At 38.5% G+C, this 16,789-nt stretch carries 16 protein-coding genes; 5 read left to right on the forward strand and 11 right to left on the reverse strand.

Features of this window, described 5'->3' with window-relative positions:
* Positions 1-15: 15 nt before the first annotated feature.
* The 4 genes from CQA63_RS04425 to ppsA are packed head-to-tail and all read right to left on the reverse strand — an operon-like array spanning position 16 to position 4,455.
* Positions 16-366: an AzlD domain-containing protein gene (locus CQA63_RS04425; RefSeq protein WP_104700190.1), complete on the reverse strand. Its 351-nt coding sequence runs from the start codon at positions 364-366 to the stop codon at positions 16-18.
* Entirely contained in the window at positions 363-1,058 is a 696-nt protein-coding gene (locus tag CQA63_RS04430; RefSeq protein WP_104700191.1) for an AzlC family ABC transporter permease, read from the reverse strand. The genes CQA63_RS04425 and CQA63_RS04430 overlap by 4 nt, the downstream gene beginning before the upstream one ends.
* The gene (locus CQA63_RS04435) at positions 1,055-2,005 is read right to left on the reverse strand and encodes a hypothetical protein (protein ID WP_104700192.1); all 951 of its coding nucleotides are present in this window, start codon (positions 2,003-2,005) and stop codon (positions 1,055-1,057) included. Before CQA63_RS04435 ends, CQA63_RS04430 begins: the two co-directional genes overlap by 4 nt.
* A 23-nt stretch (positions 2,006-2,028) precedes the next feature.
* Positions 2,029-4,455, reverse strand: a complete 2,427-nt coding sequence (gene ppsA / locus CQA63_RS04440; RefSeq protein ID WP_104700193.1) for a pyruvate, water dikinase — start codon at positions 4,453-4,455, stop codon at positions 2,029-2,031.
* A gap of 205 nt (positions 4,456-4,660) precedes the next feature.
* On the opposite strand from ppsA, the gene purL reads away from it, so the two are divergent.
* Positions 4,661-6,901 carry a phosphoribosylformylglycinamidine synthase subunit PurL gene (gene purL / locus CQA63_RS04445; protein WP_104700194.1) on the forward strand — a complete coding sequence of 747 codons (2,241 nt, stop codon included), beginning with the start codon at positions 4,661-4,663 and terminating at the stop codon, positions 6,899-6,901.
* A 5-nt stretch (positions 6,902-6,906) separates the two neighbouring features.
* Positions 6,907-7,410, forward strand: coding sequence for a hypothetical protein (locus tag CQA63_RS04450; RefSeq protein ID WP_147288724.1), 504 nt, complete (start codon positions 6,907-6,909; stop codon positions 7,408-7,410).
* A gap of 11 nt (positions 7,411-7,421) precedes the next feature.
* On the opposite strand, the gene CQA63_RS04455 is transcribed toward CQA63_RS04450, so the two are convergent.
* The 3 genes from CQA63_RS04455 to CQA63_RS09760 are packed head-to-tail and all read right to left on the reverse strand — an operon-like array spanning position 7,422 to position 9,458.
* The gene (locus tag CQA63_RS04455) at positions 7,422-8,582 is read right to left on the reverse strand and encodes a tetratricopeptide repeat protein (RefSeq protein WP_104700196.1); all 1,161 of its coding nucleotides are present in this window, start codon (positions 8,580-8,582) and stop codon (positions 7,422-7,424) included.
* 52 nt (positions 8,583-8,634) lie between these two features.
* Positions 8,635-9,306 carry a thiamine phosphate synthase gene (gene thiE / locus CQA63_RS04460; protein ID WP_233706632.1) on the reverse strand — a complete coding sequence of 224 codons (672 nt, stop codon included), beginning with the start codon at positions 9,304-9,306 and terminating at the stop codon, positions 8,635-8,637.
* Positions 9,303-9,458, reverse strand: a complete 156-nt coding sequence (locus CQA63_RS09760) for a hypothetical protein (RefSeq protein WP_158655485.1) — start codon at positions 9,456-9,458, stop codon at positions 9,303-9,305. The genes thiE and CQA63_RS09760 overlap by 4 nt, the downstream gene beginning before the upstream one ends.
* A 386-nt stretch (positions 9,459-9,844) precedes the next feature.
* Between CQA63_RS09760 and CQA63_RS04465 the strand changes: the two genes are divergently transcribed.
* Both CQA63_RS04465 and CQA63_RS04470 read left to right on the forward strand, forming a co-directional pair.
* Complete coding sequence (locus CQA63_RS04465; RefSeq protein ID WP_104700197.1) at positions 9,845-10,288, forward strand: hypothetical protein; 444 nt, start codon at positions 9,845-9,847, stop codon at positions 10,286-10,288.
* Positions 10,289-10,405: 117 nt separating this feature from the next.
* Positions 10,406-10,909 (forward strand): hypothetical protein, encoded by a 504-nt coding sequence (locus tag CQA63_RS04470; protein ID WP_158655486.1) that lies wholly within the window; start codon positions 10,406-10,408, stop codon positions 10,907-10,909.
* A 78-nt stretch (positions 10,910-10,987) separates the two neighbouring features.
* On the opposite strand, the gene CQA63_RS10485 is transcribed toward CQA63_RS04470, so the two are convergent.
* The 4 genes from CQA63_RS10485 to CQA63_RS04490 form a co-directional block, all read right to left on the reverse strand.
* On the reverse strand, positions 10,988-12,346 hold the full coding sequence (locus tag CQA63_RS10485) for a hypothetical protein (protein ID WP_104700199.1): 1,359 nt from the start codon (positions 12,344-12,346) through the stop codon (positions 10,988-10,990).
* Positions 12,347-12,377: 31 nt separating this feature from the next.
* Positions 12,378-13,613, reverse strand: a complete 1,236-nt coding sequence (locus CQA63_RS10490; RefSeq protein WP_104700200.1) for a hypothetical protein — start codon at positions 13,611-13,613, stop codon at positions 12,378-12,380.
* A 94-nt stretch (positions 13,614-13,707) separates the two neighbouring features.
* Positions 13,708-14,436, reverse strand: a complete 729-nt coding sequence (locus CQA63_RS04485; protein WP_104700201.1) for an arginyltransferase — start codon at positions 14,434-14,436, stop codon at positions 13,708-13,710.
* Positions 14,436-15,560, reverse strand: a complete 1,125-nt coding sequence (locus tag CQA63_RS04490) for a murein transglycosylase domain-containing protein (protein WP_244916273.1) — start codon at positions 15,558-15,560, stop codon at positions 14,436-14,438. Before CQA63_RS04490 ends, CQA63_RS04485 begins: the two co-directional genes overlap by 1 nt.
* Positions 15,561-15,850: 290 nt before the next feature.
* On the opposite strand from CQA63_RS04490, the gene CQA63_RS04495 reads away from it, so the two are divergent.
* Positions 15,851-16,777: a radical SAM protein gene (locus tag CQA63_RS04495; protein WP_104700202.1), complete on the forward strand. Its 927-nt coding sequence runs from the start codon at positions 15,851-15,853 to the stop codon at positions 16,775-16,777.
* The last annotated feature ends 12 nt before the right edge of the window (positions 16,778-16,789 follow it).

Raw genomic sequence — 16,789 nt, forward strand, 5'->3', positions numbered from 1 at the left:
AGTACGACTAGTGATTCAGGGCTCATAAAAGCACAAAACAAATCCTACAAAAATAACAAGAGCGAGTAGAAATGCACTTAAGAGGCGGTTTGTCCAAAGTGTAGCAAAGAATACAAAACCCAAAAGTAAGAGCTTAAGCACATCGATAAAGGCAAAAGTAGCTATAAAACTTACAATATCACGCCCAAAAAACGCAGTAGAATACACAATAGCCCCAAGCATAGCTTGCGTGCTATAGGTAAGGAAACGATAGAATCTTCCATCGGTATTCCCAAGCAAGGTGTGATTAGCAAAGATAAAGGGCAAGATTCTGCATAGAAAGATCGTGATAGCAGCAAATATAAGTAAAATCCAAAACATACTCATCTTTTATCCTTTGCTCTTGCCCTCTGTGCCTCATCATAAAGCAGCATTAAGCCGCCCACTACAAAAGGCACAATAAGGAGATAGTAGCTAGGCGTGAGGGTGATTACAAATGGTGCAAATAGAAATCCCCAAAAATAACTTCCAATTTCTTTAAAATTAGGGTAGTGCTTTGCTGCAAGACCTGTAAATTGCAAGGGCAAAACTATAGCGATAATCTCCCTTAATTCCGGTGAATTCAGAGCCGCACCCATACTTGCACCTAAGCCTGTGCAAAGCAGTGATACAAGCCATATAGGCAAGCCAAGAGCGATAAAATATGTAAAGGGGTATTCACTCATTTTTTTAAATTTGCTTATGCAGCCACTAAAAACAGAGGGGCAAATAAGAATGCTAGATAATGCGAGGTAGAAGATATTTTGATGTTTTAGGTAGGGGGAAAGTGTAGCACTCATCAATAAAAAGCGTGCATTCATAGCCAAAATAAGAGGAATAAGCACAAAGCCATCTTGATAACTCTGCACAAGTAAAAACTGCAAGGGCGTAGAAAAGACAAATAAAGTAGTAGCGACACTCTCAAATACGCTTAAAGCATTGGCATAGCCATTTGCCCCAATAGAGAGGTATAAAAATATAAAAGACACACCAAAGATAGAAGAATCTTTTAAGCCATCAATAAAATAGTTTTTTTTCATGCACTTACCTCCATAAATTCTTCTCTCGCAATACCTTTACTCCTTAATAATACTCGAGGCGCAGAATACAAATCAAAAACTTTCTTTTCAATGTTTTTTAACCGATTTAATTTTGATCTTCCATGTAATACTTTTTTATTGGTAAAAATAGCAAAAGAACCCTCATTACTGAAAGTGTTTGGGCTGCATTGTTGTAAGATTTCTCTCATCTTTGCAATGAGCTTTCGAGATGTCATATCAAGTCCTATCATTCGTTCTCCGACATTTGTATCAATTCTAAAATCCAAATTAAACCCAATACCTTTTCGTGCGTTGCAAAATGCAAGTGGTTTTATTTGAGATTTACTTGTTTTTACATTTTTGCCAGATACAAATTGTACTTGCGACCCAAACATACTCAAAAACTCTTCATTACTAAGATGTGCGACAATTTCTCTTGGGTGGAGAAAGGTTGTAGGTGTTGAAGTTAAATCACGACAAATACTTAATGATAGATAATCTATTTCTAAATCTTCATAAATATCATCTGAATGTAGAGAAATTGCTCCTGCTCCCATGCCCCATTCTGCAAATGAATGTGCCTCTTTCCCTAGAAAAAGCCATTTATGGTGCTCATAAGGATAAGGAATATCGAATAATCCAAACACTAAAGAGAAGCTTTCATGTATGATATAATGACACCTTAAGTCCATATCTTTAGGAAGCCCATTAATAAAAAAGGCATAAATGGGGCTTGCAAGACTGAATTTTGCAATTTGATTTAGGTCACTCCTACTTAATTTTGATAGAAGAAAATTTAAAAAAAGTGTTTGCTGTAGGCGCGATGGAGTATCTTTGTGAGATTCCCACCATTGCCGAATATCCTCACAAAGATAGCTCACATTTAAGGTGAGTGAATGTTCTTTTTGTACTTTTTCTTTTATTTCATCAATATCTAAATTACGCATATTTTCCCCCATTTTTAATCTAATTATTTTAGCGTTTTTTCTACCTCTACGACTTTTTGCCAAGTTGCAATTACAGAATCAGGATTGAGAGAAATAGAGCTAATGCCCTCTTTAACAAGGAATTCCGTTACTTCCGGATAATCACTCGGAGCTTGCCCACAAATACCACAATACTTATTATGCGCCTTGCAAGCTTCAATAGCCTTTTTAAACATTATAAACATAGCAGGATTACGCTCATCAAAGACATGGCTTACAAGCTGCCCATCTCTATCTACACCCAAAGTGAGCTGAGTTAGGTCATTTGAGCCTATTGAGAATCCATCAAACATACTTAAAAACTCATCTGCCAAAATCACATTTACGGGCAATTCACACATTACATAAATCTCTAAGCCATTTTTACCAGATTCTAAACCATTGCGGCGCATGATTTCTAGCACCTTTTTGCCCTCTTCGGGCGTGCGCAGGAATGGAATCATCACTTTCATATTGCTAAGCCCCATTTCATCACGTACCATAGCCAAGGCTTGGCATTCCCATTCAAAAGCCGTGCGATATTGCTCAGAATAATACCTGCTAGCCCCACGATAACCTAGCATAGGGTTTTCTTCATGTGGTTCATAAGGAGCTCCGCCAAGCATACCTTTATATTCATTTGATTTAAAGTCGCTTGTGCGCACGATAACGGGGTTAGGGTAGAATGCCGAGCAAATCATACCAATACCCTCAGCAATCTTTTTAGTAAAGAAATCTTTTGGACTATCATAGCCTGACATAATTTTCTCAATCTCTGATTTTTCTTTTAAGCCTTTGGCATTGCCATTTTGAATATCAAGTAATGCAAGGGGGTGGGCTTTGATTTGATTAAGCACTATAAGCTCCATACGCGCTAGCCCTACACCGTGGTTTGGTATCTGTGAGAAGCTAAAGGCTTTTTCAGGATTCCCTACATTCATATAGATTTTTGTCTTTGGATTCCCTAGATTGCTTAGCTCAATGCTCTCAATCTCATATTCATGGATACCATCATAAATATAGCCCTCTTCCCCCTCTGCACAAGAAACGGTAACTTCCATACCGCTATAAAGTCTATCTGTCGCGCCAATAGCCCCAACTATCGCCGGTACGCCAATTTCTCTAGCAACAATGGCTGCATGACAAGTGCGCCCCCCGCGATTTGTAATAACCGCAGCCGCCTTTTTCATCGCTGGCTCCCAATCGGGGTCAGTGTTGTCTGTTACAAGTATTTCTCCTTCTTTAAAGCTATCCATATGCTCAATATCATTAATGATTCTTACCTTGCCAGAGCCTATTTTACCGCCTATAGCCTTGCCTTTGAGGATAATCTCTTTTTTACTCTCAGGATTGACAAACTTAAATTTCTCTAATCTTTGGGCATTGCCTTTTTTGCTTTTTTGGCTTTGCACGGTTTCTGGGCGCGCTTGAACGATAAAAATCTCTCCACTATCCCCATCTTTTGCCCATTCCATATCCATAGGGCGGTATTCTCCCGCCTCTTTTGTGTAATGCTCTTCAATCTTTATAGCATAACGTGCTAATGTCAAAATATCCGCATCAGTGATTGAAAAGCTTTTCATCTCGCGTTGAGTGGTTTTGATATTTTTTGTGGGGTGTTCGCTTCCACGTGGGGCATAGACCATTTTTTGATGTTTATGTCCTAATTGACGTTTGATGATAGGACGTTTGCCCTCTTTAAGCGTGGGCTTAAATACATAAAACTCATCGGGATTAACCGTTCCACCTACGACATTTTCTCCTAAACCCCAGCTTGAGGTGATAAACACAGCGTCTTTAAAGCCTGTTTCGGTATCAATGCTAAACATCACTCCCGCACTGCCTTTATCTGCGCGCACCATTTTTTGCACGCCTACAGAGAGTGCTACCTTAAAGTGGTCAAAGCCCCTTGAAGCGCGATAGCTTACCGCTCTATCAGTAAAGAGTGAAGCAAGGCATGACTTCACATAATGTATAAGCTCTGTTTTACCTTTGATACTTAAATATGTATCTTGCTGCCCCGCAAAGCTTGCATCGGGCAAGTCTTCAGCCGTTGCGGAGCTACGTACGGCGACATCGGCATCTTTCATGCCATATTCTGCACTCAATATCTCATAAGCCTTAAAAATCTCTTCTCGTAAATCTGCAGGAAAAGGTGTGCCAAAAATCAATTCGCGGATTTTTTTTGAGCGGGTTTTTAAAACATCAATTTCAGTTACATCAACGCCATCAAGCAACTCAATAATTTTCTCTCTAATACCTCCGGAATCTAAAAGATACCAATACGCATCGCTTGTGATTGCAAAGCCATTAGGGACCTTAATACCCTCATTAACAAGCTCTTGAAACATCTCACCAATGCTTGCATTTTTACCACCCACTATGGGGACGTCTTTATTATTGAGTTCTTTGAAAAACTTAATATACTTCATTTTGCGCCTTTTCCGAGGAGTTTATGTTGAGTTAGTGAATGTGCATTTTAATTAATCAAAGTTTATCCCAAACTTAAATACGCAAGCTTTGGGCTTATCTGTTTGATAAAGCAAAAAAAAAGTAACTTGTGATAGAATCCGCCCTTATGCAAAAGATGATTCCATAAATTTATGTATTTCTATCTCCATAAAAATTGAGGTGAAAATGGCAGCAAATATCACAGAACTTCTTAAGGAAGTGGGCAAATCTGATCAAGCAATCAAAGCCCATAAGCTATCAAGCACAGATTATGATGAGATTGTAAAGATTCTTAATCGTGCTCCAAATCTCATAGAGCTAGGTATTTTTTCAGCGATGTGGAGCGAGCATTGCAGCTATAAATCAAGCAAAAAGTATTTGAAAGGATTCCCTACAAAAGCCCCTTGGGTAGTGCAAGGACCGGGTGAGAATGCAGGGGTTGTAGATATTGGGCATAATCTCTGTGCCGTCTTTAAGATAGAATCTCACAATCACCCAAGCTTTATTGAGCCTCATGCCGGGGCAGCTACGGGCGTTGGAGGCATTATGCGCGATATTTTCACTATGGGTGCGCGCCCTGTAGCAAGCCTAAATTCTATACGATTTGGCAATGTGAATGATGAGGGCGAGCTTGGCAGGAAACATCGCTATTTATTACGTGGAGTAGTGGAGGGCATAGGGAGCTATGGAAACTGCATGGGAGTGCCTACCATTGGGGGAGAGATGAGCTTTGAATCTTGCTACAATGGCAATATTTTAGTCAATGCCTTTTGTTTGGGCTTAGCCAAAAAGAATGAAATTTTTTATGCAAAAGCGGAGGGTATAGGTAATCCCGTGATTTATGTAGGGAGCAAGACAGGGCGAGATGGCTTGGGTGGAGCGGTGATGAGCTCTGATAGCTTTAGCTCTCACTCAAAGGCTATGAAATCAGCTGTGCAGGTGGGAGATCCATTTGCCCAGAAGCTTTTGCTTGAGGCGTGTATGGAGCTTTTTAAGGAGGGATTGATTGTAGGGATTCAAGATATGGGTGCAGCGGGGCTTACAAGCTCTAGCTTTGAAATGGCAGGGAGAAGCCAAAGTGGTATGATACTTCATCTTGATAAGGTCCCTATGCGTGAAGAGGGTATGAATCCTTATGAGCTTATGTTGAGTGAATCTCAAGAGCGTATGCTTATTTGCGCGAAAAAGGGCTGTGAAGCACAAGTTTTAGCCATTTTTGAAAAATGGGAGCTTGATGTAGCCATTATCGGAGAGGTTACAAAAAGCGGTATTATGGAGCTCTATTGGTATGGAGAGAAATGCGCCCATATCCCCATAGCGGAGCTAAGTGAGAATGCCCCTATGCTTGATATGCCCCTGCGTCCTAAGCCTCCTCAAACTCATAAAGCAGAGAGATTAGAGACACATTTAAGCACACAAGAGATATTTCTTACACTCCTTGGTAGTGTGGAGATAGCCAATAAAAAGTGGGTTTATACGCAGTTTGATAGCAGTGTGCAAAGTAATACCATTACACCAGCAGGAAGTGGCGATGCGAGTATGATACGCATTAAAGGCACAGATATGGGGTTGGCTATGAGTGTAAATTGCAATATGCGTTATTGTTATCTGAATCCAAAAGAGGGTGCAAAGATAGCAGTAGCCACTGCGGGGCGAAATTGTGTGATAAATGGGGCAAAGCCCCTAGCTATGAGTGATTGCCTAAATTTTGGCTCACCCAATAATCCGGAAGTGATGTGGAGCTTTGAGCAAGTATGTGAGGGGATTAAAGAGGCATGTAAGTTCCTTAATACCCCCATTGTAAGCGGCAATGTCTCACTGCATAATCAAAGCGATAGTGTGGATATTTACCCTACGCCTAGCATTGTAAGTGTGGGGGTTATAGATGATGTGGCAATGGCTATTCCCTCTTCATTCCAAACACAGGGCAATACACTTATTTTATTAGGCGAGATTAAGGCAGAATTTGGCGGGAGCTTAGCTCAAAAGCTCCTAGAGGGACGTATTTATGGTGTTATACCTCATATAGATTTAGAGAGAGAGTTGGCATTATGGAATCTCCTTCTAGAAGCAACGCAAGAGCGTCTTATTATCGCGGCAAAAGATATAGGGCAGGGCGGTTTAGCACTGACTTTGGCAAAAATGGCTCTTAGTAATGGCGAGTGCAAGGCAATGGGCTGTAATGTGCATACGAGTTTGCCATCCCCCGTGCTTTTTGCACCATCCCAAAGTTGTGTAGTCCTTGAAATTGCAGGAGAGAACCTAAGCACCCTCAAGCAAAAGGCAAAGAAGCATAAAGTGCCTTTAAGTGAAATTGGCTGTGTGGGGGGAGAGCATTTTTGTGTTGATGAGATAAATCTTTCCCTAGAAGAGATGAGCGAGATGTATTTTGAAAGCTTTGAAAGCCTTATGAAGAGAGATTTATAGAATCTATGCGGGCTTTAGGCTACCTGACAATGGCTGTTGTGTCTTATCTTTGTGCAGATGGAAACGCAGCTTTTAACGAGCCACCTAATCCCTTTAGATTCCCAAAAGATGAGAGTTATTATTTAGAGCGAAATGCCCCGATGCTTAGAGATTATGTAAGGGTAGTAAGAGAGCAATCAGCACAAAAAAACTACCCGCTGTATTCCTCACGCCCCATTATTGAATATAGCATTTATCATAACCTTAGCAAAAGTGAGAAAGATTCTATGCGTGGGTTTTTGGTCTTGGTGCAAGCTTATGTCGCAGAATTTATTAAATATAGCCATTTAGGAGGGGTAGGCATAGGCGCAAAAAGCACGCCAAATGATGAACATATCTTTTACCTTAGCTTTGATGGACGCTATTTGAGTGATATAGAATCTTTAGGCATAGGGAAAGAAATTTTTGCGTATTGTGTCTTGCCACGATTTGATAAATGTATTATGCTAGGCATTGGGGAGGAATGGTAGCATAGGTTAGGTTAGAAATTTTCATTTAAAATTTTATACTTATCACAGCCTAGTTGCTCCCCTAAATCACAAGCCCTACCATAAAGTTGTTTTGCCTTGTATAAATCTTGCCTTACTCCCTTACCTTCAATATATAAGTTTCCCAGCATTTCACAAGCTACAGATACCCCTCCACTACAAGATTTATTAAAAAGTTCTACAGCCCTAAAGAAATCTTGTTTAACTCCCACACCATATTGATACATACTTGCTAAAAAACCACAAGCCGAATAAGAAGGTTTGTCCAAATAGCATCCTTTAGTATAGAATTTTACAGACTTTGCATATTGTTTTTCATCATCCATTATGCTCCCTAATAACATGCAAGCATCGGCATTGTCTAAATCACAAGCCTTGGCATAAAGCCCTTTTGCTTTTGTTGTATTTTGTTTAATACCAAATTCATGAAAATCTCTACCATATGCAAATCCAACCATTAAACAAGAATTAGCATTTTCTGCATCGCAAGCTTTAGTATATAACTCTAAAGCTTTTTGCAAATCTTGTTTGACTCCTATTCCGACTTTATATAATGCAGCCAAACCAGAACAAGTAAAAGAGCTTAAATAGCAGGCTTTCATATAATATTGTGCTGCTTTTACAAAATCTCCAATATCTATAGCATAATCAGCGAGAAATACACAAGCAACGCTACCTATAGTAGTATTCTCACCTTCGCAATCAATTTCCATTTTTTTATGGCAACCCTCTTTATTTCCTAAGTCACATGCTTTGCTATAAAATCCTCTTGCTTTTAAAATATCTTGCTTTAAACTCTCACCTTCAATATATAAATCTCCCAAAACCATACAGCCAGGATTATGCTCTAAATCACATGCTTTTTCTACTAATTCTAAAATTTTCGGTATTTCTTCATCGTTTTTAGCTTTAACAATATTGGAAGCCAGTTTGTAGCATGAATTTCCATCGCCATATTGACAAGCCTTGCCGAGAAAGTGTGTAAGCCTAGCAATATCATTTTGTGCCTCAAGTTGCTCGATACTTTTTAGGCAATTTTCTTTATTGTCGCATGGAAAATGAGAGGTTTGAGAACTTGAAATGGATGGCTGCTCACTGCAAGCAGTAAAAAATAAATAAAGCACAATGTATAGGCTAATAACAATATTCTTCATAAAATCCTTTCTCTTTTTGTGAGCATTCTAAAATAAATAAACTTAAGGCTCACTAATCGTAAGCTTGAGAGAATTTATGGCACAATGCCTTAGCATTCTCATATATTGCTTGAATCTGCGATTGAGCATTTTCTTTTTTACTTTGCCATAAAGTGCTTATCACTGCGCACATATCAGCATTTTTTAGCAAATGAATATTTTGAGTGCTAATGCCCCCGATAGCGCAGAGTGGAATCTTGAGTGTTTTTTTAGCTTGAGGGAGTATCTCTAAGGGAATTTGTGCGGCATGGGGCTTTGTAGGAGAGGGGAAAAATGCCCCAAAAGCCACATAATCCACCCCTAAAGATTCTAGCTCTTGCGCTCTTTGTAAATCCCCATAACTTGAAGCACCTAAAATCCCGCTAAATCGCTCTCTAGCTTGGATAATACTCATATCATCTTTGCCCAAATGCAAGGCAGGGGCGTTAAGCTTTATGGCAAGAGAGAGCCTATCATTTATCACAAAGAGTGCGCTATATGCCTCACATAGCTTCATAAGGGCTTTTGCTATGGGGTAAAGCCACTCATCACTATGAGTTTTATCACGCAATTGGAATATTCTAACTCCGCCCTTAAGGGCAGATTCTAAATATTGGGGGAGGAGCTCATAAGGAGTGAGAATTTCATCAGAGATAGCATAAATGCCTTGTAGCATAGGCTTGTGGGGTGTTAAAGCGTGTATCATTGAAGCTTTGCTTGGACGCATTGAGAAGTTGCCAATCTCGTCATTGCGGTATTTTGAGTTTGCTTGAGTAGGCTCGGAATCTGGGCTAGATCCACTAATGCAAAAGGGCTATCTAAAATGAGTTTAAAATCTATATTGTTTATTGAAATCATTTGCTCTCCTTATCTTTAATACATTATAGCCTAATTGCGATGTTTTGTTGTTGGTGGGTAGGAATTGCTTTATAAATCACCAGCGACTCTGTTAGTTTATCATGCCTTTGGGCTTTGTGCCCGAAGAATCTCTACTTGAGCCACTAGAAAGCTAACAGAGATTCTTTAGTAGCCATCACGCCCGCCTGCAAGAGGTGACAAACTTTATGTCCCTATAGAGTAAGCTTAACCCTTTTGCAAGGCAAATTATTTTGTCATTCTAAACTCCCAGCTCAGAATCTATATTATTAAACCCAAAGCCAGCAAATAACTTACACAAGCCTTGACAAAGCAATAAAAAATAAATAGTATCTTTCCCTATACATAAATAAGCAGGAGGCTTTATAATGAGTAAAAATATAATTAAAGAGCAGGAGTATATTCGAGTAGATGAGGAGCCAAAAGCACCCAAAACAATTACCCACAATGGTCAAAAATATGCAAGATGTGATACTATAGAAGAAGATGTAGATTTTTGTAAAAGAAATATAGATAAGACCATACAAGAAGTATATGGGGTTGAAAAATCTACACCCGTGAAAGTGATGATACGCAAGGGCAATGAAGCTGGGTTTGTTATAGAAAATATAGAGTACAAACCAAATTCACAAACCGGAGACTTTGAATTATTTGGAGCACTCAAACTCAAGAGAAAAGTTTCGCAGTTGTTTTCATATTGTGGCGGTGTATGCACAGACTGCAAAATTACAGCAAAAGGCAAAACAAGCTCGGACAATGAAATATATAAAATTGGATATTATTGTAAATTTAAAAATCATAAACCAAAATGAGTCAAAAAGCCTTGCTTAAAGCATAAATATAAAACCTTTAATTCCATATAACTTGGGCTAGGTTAGAGAATTGCATTTATATTTAGCTTTAATGCAGCAGTGCGGGAGGGTTAAGATATGGAGATGAAAATGACAAGTGCCAAGATGAAAGATGTGTTGAAAAACCACAATTATTTAAATTTAAATAATAAAATAATATACGAAATGCTTACTTTTAAGCGAGAGTTTGAAGAAGACTTGTTCTTAGAAATTGTAAATGATTTGAGAAGTAATATTGGTGAAGCTCGAATTGACTATCAAATGCCAATGAAAAGGCAGAGGAGCAAGGAAGAGATTATGAATGATGTGCTGGAGTTAAAATGGATTACCAGCAAACCATCATCGTGGTTACCTCTTCACCAATATTTAGTCAAAAATAAAAATTGCAAGCAAGAGCTTTACTATGAGTTATATAGCTTGATATTTTATGAATATGATAGAATAGAATATTCCTTTTCAAATTATTACAAAGTGTTTTTTTGGGAAGGCAGAAAATATTGGATTATGAATAGCGATTATAGGCATTCTATAATTATTAATAGAGACTTTGGGGATAAAGCCCCGCAAAATATGACAAAATAATTTTCTTTATGAGGTCATTTTGTCTTGTGGGTTAGATTTGTTAGATTTATTGTCATTTTAAACCCCCATTAGAATCTGTCATTGGAGCAAAAAGCCATATTCATAAATCTTTGGCTCTATTTCCTTAGCAAGCTCACTTAATGCGGCATTAAGCTCTCCTATGAGTTTCTTATAATGCTCATCTTGTGCCTTTTGGGGTGGGTTCATTCTGCCTTTATCGTTATATCCTTGAAAATATGCCTTTATATCATAAAGGCTTGCATTAACACTATAGGGCTTAGCTGGGTCATTAAAGTCTTGGCTGTGATAATACCTCCACAGCTCTCTCCCTGCGCTAAATACCGCCCTTGCCTCATTACTAAAGCTCAAGGGCTTTGTAGGGATTCTTATTGTATAAAAGGATTCATTTTTAATTCTAAGCTGCCCTTTATTAACCTCTTTGCTATTATCTTTACTGCCTTGCGTATCAAGTAAAGCATTATCATTATAGTTAGTATCTTGCTTCATTTGCCCATTAATAAACTCATACATAAAATGCGAGCTAAAGGGTTCTTTTGTTATTCCCACTTCAGATTCGCTAAATGGGATAAAGTGATTATCTCCCTCTTGGCTTCTGATTTTATTTTGTGAATGAAAAAGCATAAATGCCAAACAATCGTTTTGAAAGTTAGAATCTTGCTGCCATAAATCATTAGGATACAAAAATTGGTCGCGGTCATTAAGCCAACTCGCTGGGATTGCGTGGCGCACAGCAAAATAGATGGCAAATGGGATTAGATTATTTTGTGTTAATATGGTGAAAAGATGTTTTTTGTAATCATTATCTGATAGTTTGTTGGCAAAAAATACACCACGATTATTAGAAAAATCAGTCCCCTGCATCCTTAAAAAGGTTAATTTATTCCCCTTTTTATCATAGAATTGACGAAGCCAATCAATAATGTATGAATTTGTATTATGGGCAAAGAATCTCTTTTTAAACAAATATTCATTTTTATCATTGAAAATATCTAAAGATAGCCTTTTAATGGGCTTTTTAATTTTTGTGTCCCATATCAAAAATCCTATCGGGAATTGTCCGCTGACATTATCAAAGGTATCAGAAGGACAAGCAAAGCCGCGCAAAAACTTTGCTTGAAAGTTTTTTCTAAATTTATCATAATATTGTGCATTAATATATTTAAGTGTGCTAAAACTTGCAAGCATGCAGTGTGGAATTTCATTATAGATGCGTATAAAAAACTGCGCAAAAAGTTCTCGTGTCGCTGTTCCATAGATATTGGAGTATTGATGATATATTTTTGTATCAGTAGAAACTTGAGTCTTATTTTCACCTGTTCCCGATGGTGTTTTTCTGTTACTTGCTTCTGCGTACGGGGGGTTGATAAAAATCAATAATTTTTCTCGTTTTTTATCATTTTTAAGAATTTCTTGCAATTTTTTTGGAATTTTGGATTTTTGGCACTCCTTACAATCCCCTTCTATCCCCCCCCCCCGTGCTATTTGCGCTATTTGCGTGCTTTTCGCAGGGTTTATCAAGCAAGATGTCATTTAAAAAATCAAATTGAAAGATATGGTTTTCAAAGAGGGCAAGGCGTTTGTTATGGGCTAGCTCTTTGATAATCTCTACATCGCTTTTATCGAGCGTGGAGGCATAGAGATTGCGCGATTCGGTGAGGTTAGCAAGGAGATTGCCCGTGCCTGCAGCACAATCCCATATAATGTATTCACTCTGCCAATCCTCCCCTAAGGCTTTAGCGAGGTAATCTTGCGCCTTTTGCACCCATCTTTGCGGAGTGAAAAATGCGCCTTTGCGCTCTCGTATATCGCTAGGCACGAGCAAATCGCGCCGCTCTATGATGTAGTCCCAATATTCCTTTTTGGGTGGGCGCTCATAAAGATTCCAAAAGCTTTTATGCGCTTTTTGGTTATCTTTAAAGCTTGCGGTGTCTTTTTGCTCTGTGCGCATAAAAGTAATGGTTTTATTGAATTCATAATACGTTTTTTGCAGCACGACAAAGAGTTTGTCGATTAGGCTTTGATTTTCTTCGCTTAATAAATCCGCCAAATAAAAATCAGAATCCAAAATCCCCGCGTCTTTAGCGAGATTCCAATCAATGCTAATAGAATCTTTGACGCTTGTAAGCCATTTTTGGTAAATCACCATAAAGTTATTTTTGCTGATTTGGATTTTGTGCAAATGCTCGTTATCTAAGCTAAAATTTGCCTTGATGAAAGCTTTGAGTTCTTTAGAATCTTGTGCAAAATCAAATTGTAACTTTTGAGATTCTAATAGCTCTTTGGTCGTGTTATAAAGCTGCTTAAACTCCTTGCTCTCATAGTTACTTGGCGTAACATTCCAATTAAAGTCATTTTGGCTAAAGATGCGGGCTATCTCATCATAGGGGATAAAGGCGAATTTTAAAGCATCAAATGCACCTAAGAAAAGCGGGGGAAGCTCGGATTCAAAAGTGCGCTCTTTGCCGATAGTGAGAATAAGCTGCACAAAAGATTCTATAATATCGCTCTTGCTGCCTTTCTTTGCCTCTGCCCAAAGAAAATGAATACTCTGAAAAAGACTTCTTACATCAAATGACACACAAAAATCAATCTTGCCCAAAATGCGCGTGGTGTCAAAGTCTTTAAAATACTCTTGCGCAATTTTATTTTTAAGCTCTTCTTCTAAAATATCTAATGGATACATCACCTCTCCTTTTACTTCTAGCATTATAGTGTAATTTAGTGTCCTAAAAATATTGCCCTTTCTCCTTGCAGTCTTTAACTATTTAAAGTTGTAGTTATTTATGCTCATACATCTCCCAAATGGGGGCTTCAAACACATCGGGAATATTTTTAAGCACTTCAAAGGGGGTAAATCGCTCCTTGTAGCCCATGCAATAATGATCTTTTATCCAGTAGCCGGGGTAGAAAAATTTTAAGCCATTTTCTTTACCAATTTGAATTTGCTTTAAGATATTTAGTGTGCCTAGACTATAAGAGGCATAGCTATGGTCATAATAAAAATACACAGCAGTAATGCTATCAAAAAGCGCATCGACAAGCCCCACGCCAATCAGTTGGGAATCCATAAAATACAAGAGCTCATAGCCAAAGTCTTGATGTCCAGCGACAAACATATCCATATATGATTCTGCATTAATGGGTGCGTATTCCCAGCCTTTTTTACTTTGCATAACTTTATGATAGCGGTTATAAAGCTCTATATGTGCTTGTGAAATAGTGGGCTTTTGTATGTATATATCGATGTTTGCAGACTTTTTTAGCACTCTCTTTTGGTTTTTGCTTAAAGTAAAGTCATCAATGAGTGTGCGTATAGAAATACAATCTGTGCAGCCTCTGCACATAGGGGTGAAAAAGTAATTCCCAAATCGCCTCCAACCTCGCTCTAATAAGCCATGATAAAAGTTAGGGGTTACATTTTGGATATGAAAATAGCGAAAAATGCTCTTTTTAGAATCAATATAGCTACATGTGCGTTCATCAGAATAAAATTCAACCAATCTCATTACTTAATGTGCTCATAATTCTTTTTAAATGTGCTAACTTTAAGGAGGTAGCGTCTGCCCTCATCAGAGGGGAGCTTAGTGCGAAGTGTGTCATATACCTTTGCAGATGAGAGGGCATTAATGCGCATAAAGGCTTGGGCTTTATCATTATGGAATGTCCTTAGCACACTGCCTGCCCCTGCATTATATGCGGTGATAACGCAATATTCTTGGCTTTGCTTGTCTTTAATATCAGGCAAGTAACGATTAAAAAGAATGCTTAAATACGCCACACCATAGTGGATATTTGTCTCAGGGTCAAAAAGCATTTCTTTTGTGGGCATACCCTTTTTACCATTGATAAGCTCATAGGCATCAGCCCCTGCTGTGCTCGGTACAAGCTGCATAAGCCCATAAGCTGGAGCACCACTTACCGCATAGGGGTTGAAGTTTGATTCTGTTTGGATAATGCCTAGCACAAGTGCAGGGGAGATATTGTATTTATGGGCATATTTACGCACGATTTCTTCATATTTATGCTCACTCTTGCTTTGATAGTCTCCGACCATTTGAAGCTCCACATATGATACTTCCTTGCCATTACTACTTTTGCGTGTTTTGAGTTGATTGGCTATTAGGTATTTTGCATACGCTTTAGCGCGCCATTGTGTGAGAATATCTTGCCCTTGGTTATCCTTAATAAGCCCTGCAAGAAATGGCGTGCCTTTAAGCTCAAAATCATCACTTGAGTATAAATCCACATTAGCTGGGTTTTCTGGCATAAGCAGGGTATTAATAATGGCTTTTTCTAAACTCTCCACACCATCAATACTTTCAATCCGTATTGCTCCTATAGCAAAGTCAATACTTGCTTTTATCTTGTATTGATTAGAGTATTTCACATAGGTTTGCACACTCGGCAGGGTTACATCTGTATCCGCCCAAAGCTTTGCTACATTGCCACTAAGCGTCTGGGTGATTTTGGCATATTGTCTTTTGACTTCTTTTGTGTTACGTGAGAGTGTCTTTTGCTCATTGCTATTTACGCGGAGTTGATTCCCTGCGATATGTCTCATCGCCTCACTTGGGTCATCAGCTATATTAATGCGTGAATTCTGCTCTAAAGTACCACATGAGGAAAACAAGCAGAGAAAGAGCAAAAAAAGACAAAATTTAAAGAAATACTTAAGGAAAATATGCACAAAACACCCCCGCAAAACACCCAAGATAAAGAGATATTTAGGAATAAGAATTAAGTTAGAATAAGCCCTGATTGTATCGTAAAAAGTTAAGTTTTACGCCTATCTTGCAAAATATGCTATACTTTTTGACTTTTGGTTTTATATCAATTTTATATGAATTTTATATGCCCTAAAGCAAGAGTTTAAGGGCATATTGGCGTATTGACACAAGCTAAGTGCTTTAAAGGAAAGTTATGGAAATTATCTTTGGTCCCATACATTCACGGAGATTTGGCAAATCTCTTGGCGTAGATCTCTCTCCCGCACAGAAACAATGTAATTTTGACTGCGTGTATTGCGAGCTACAAAGGGGTAAAAGTGTAGATTCTATGCAAAAGGTCATTGCTCCCGCAGAAGTTTTACAAGCGATAAAAGAGGCACTCTATATTCATAAAATCGATGTACTCACCCTTACAGCAAATGGCGAACCTACCTTATATCCGCATTTAGAGGAGTTAATTAGCGCTATTAAGGATATATTGCCAGATTCTATAAAACTACTCCTTTTAACCAATGGTTCTTTGCTGTGGAAAGAAGAGGTACGCCGTGCTCTTGCAAAGCTTGATATTGTGAAATTCTCATGTGATAGCTTAGAAGAGAGAGCCTTTAGACGTATCGATCGCCCTCATGCAAGCCTCTCACTAGAGCAAATTAAAGCAGGTATAGCATACTTTGCCAAAAGCTTTAAGGGTGAGATTGTCGCTGAAGTGCTATTTGTCAAAGGTATTAACGATACCCTAAGCCAAGCAGAGCAAATTGCCGCCTTTTTATCCACACTGCCTTTAACGCGCGTAGATTTAGGCAGTATCGACCGCCCGCCGGCGTATAAGGTAGAGGCTATAAGTGATGAGGAGCTCCATAAGCTCGCCCAATGCTTTTATGCCTATCCACATTTGGAAGTGAATTGCCCTAAACGCATTGCCCATAAAGGACAAAACGCCCTAAAAACTTACACCCAAGAGCAGCTTATCAATCTCCTTAAACGCAGACCCCTCAGCATAAAAGACGCTCAAAATATGTTTAGCCAAGAAACATTAGCTATGCTTGATAGCCTCATTGATAGTGGTATCTTAAGGCAATGCCAAATTGCTTCAGATACCTTTTATCAAGTTATTAACTAAATTAGGAATAAA

It is taken from the genome of Helicobacter marmotae (genome assembly GCF_003364255.1).
Classification (GTDB): domain Bacteria; phylum Campylobacterota; class Campylobacteria; order Campylobacterales; family Helicobacteraceae; genus Helicobacter_C; species Helicobacter_C marmotae.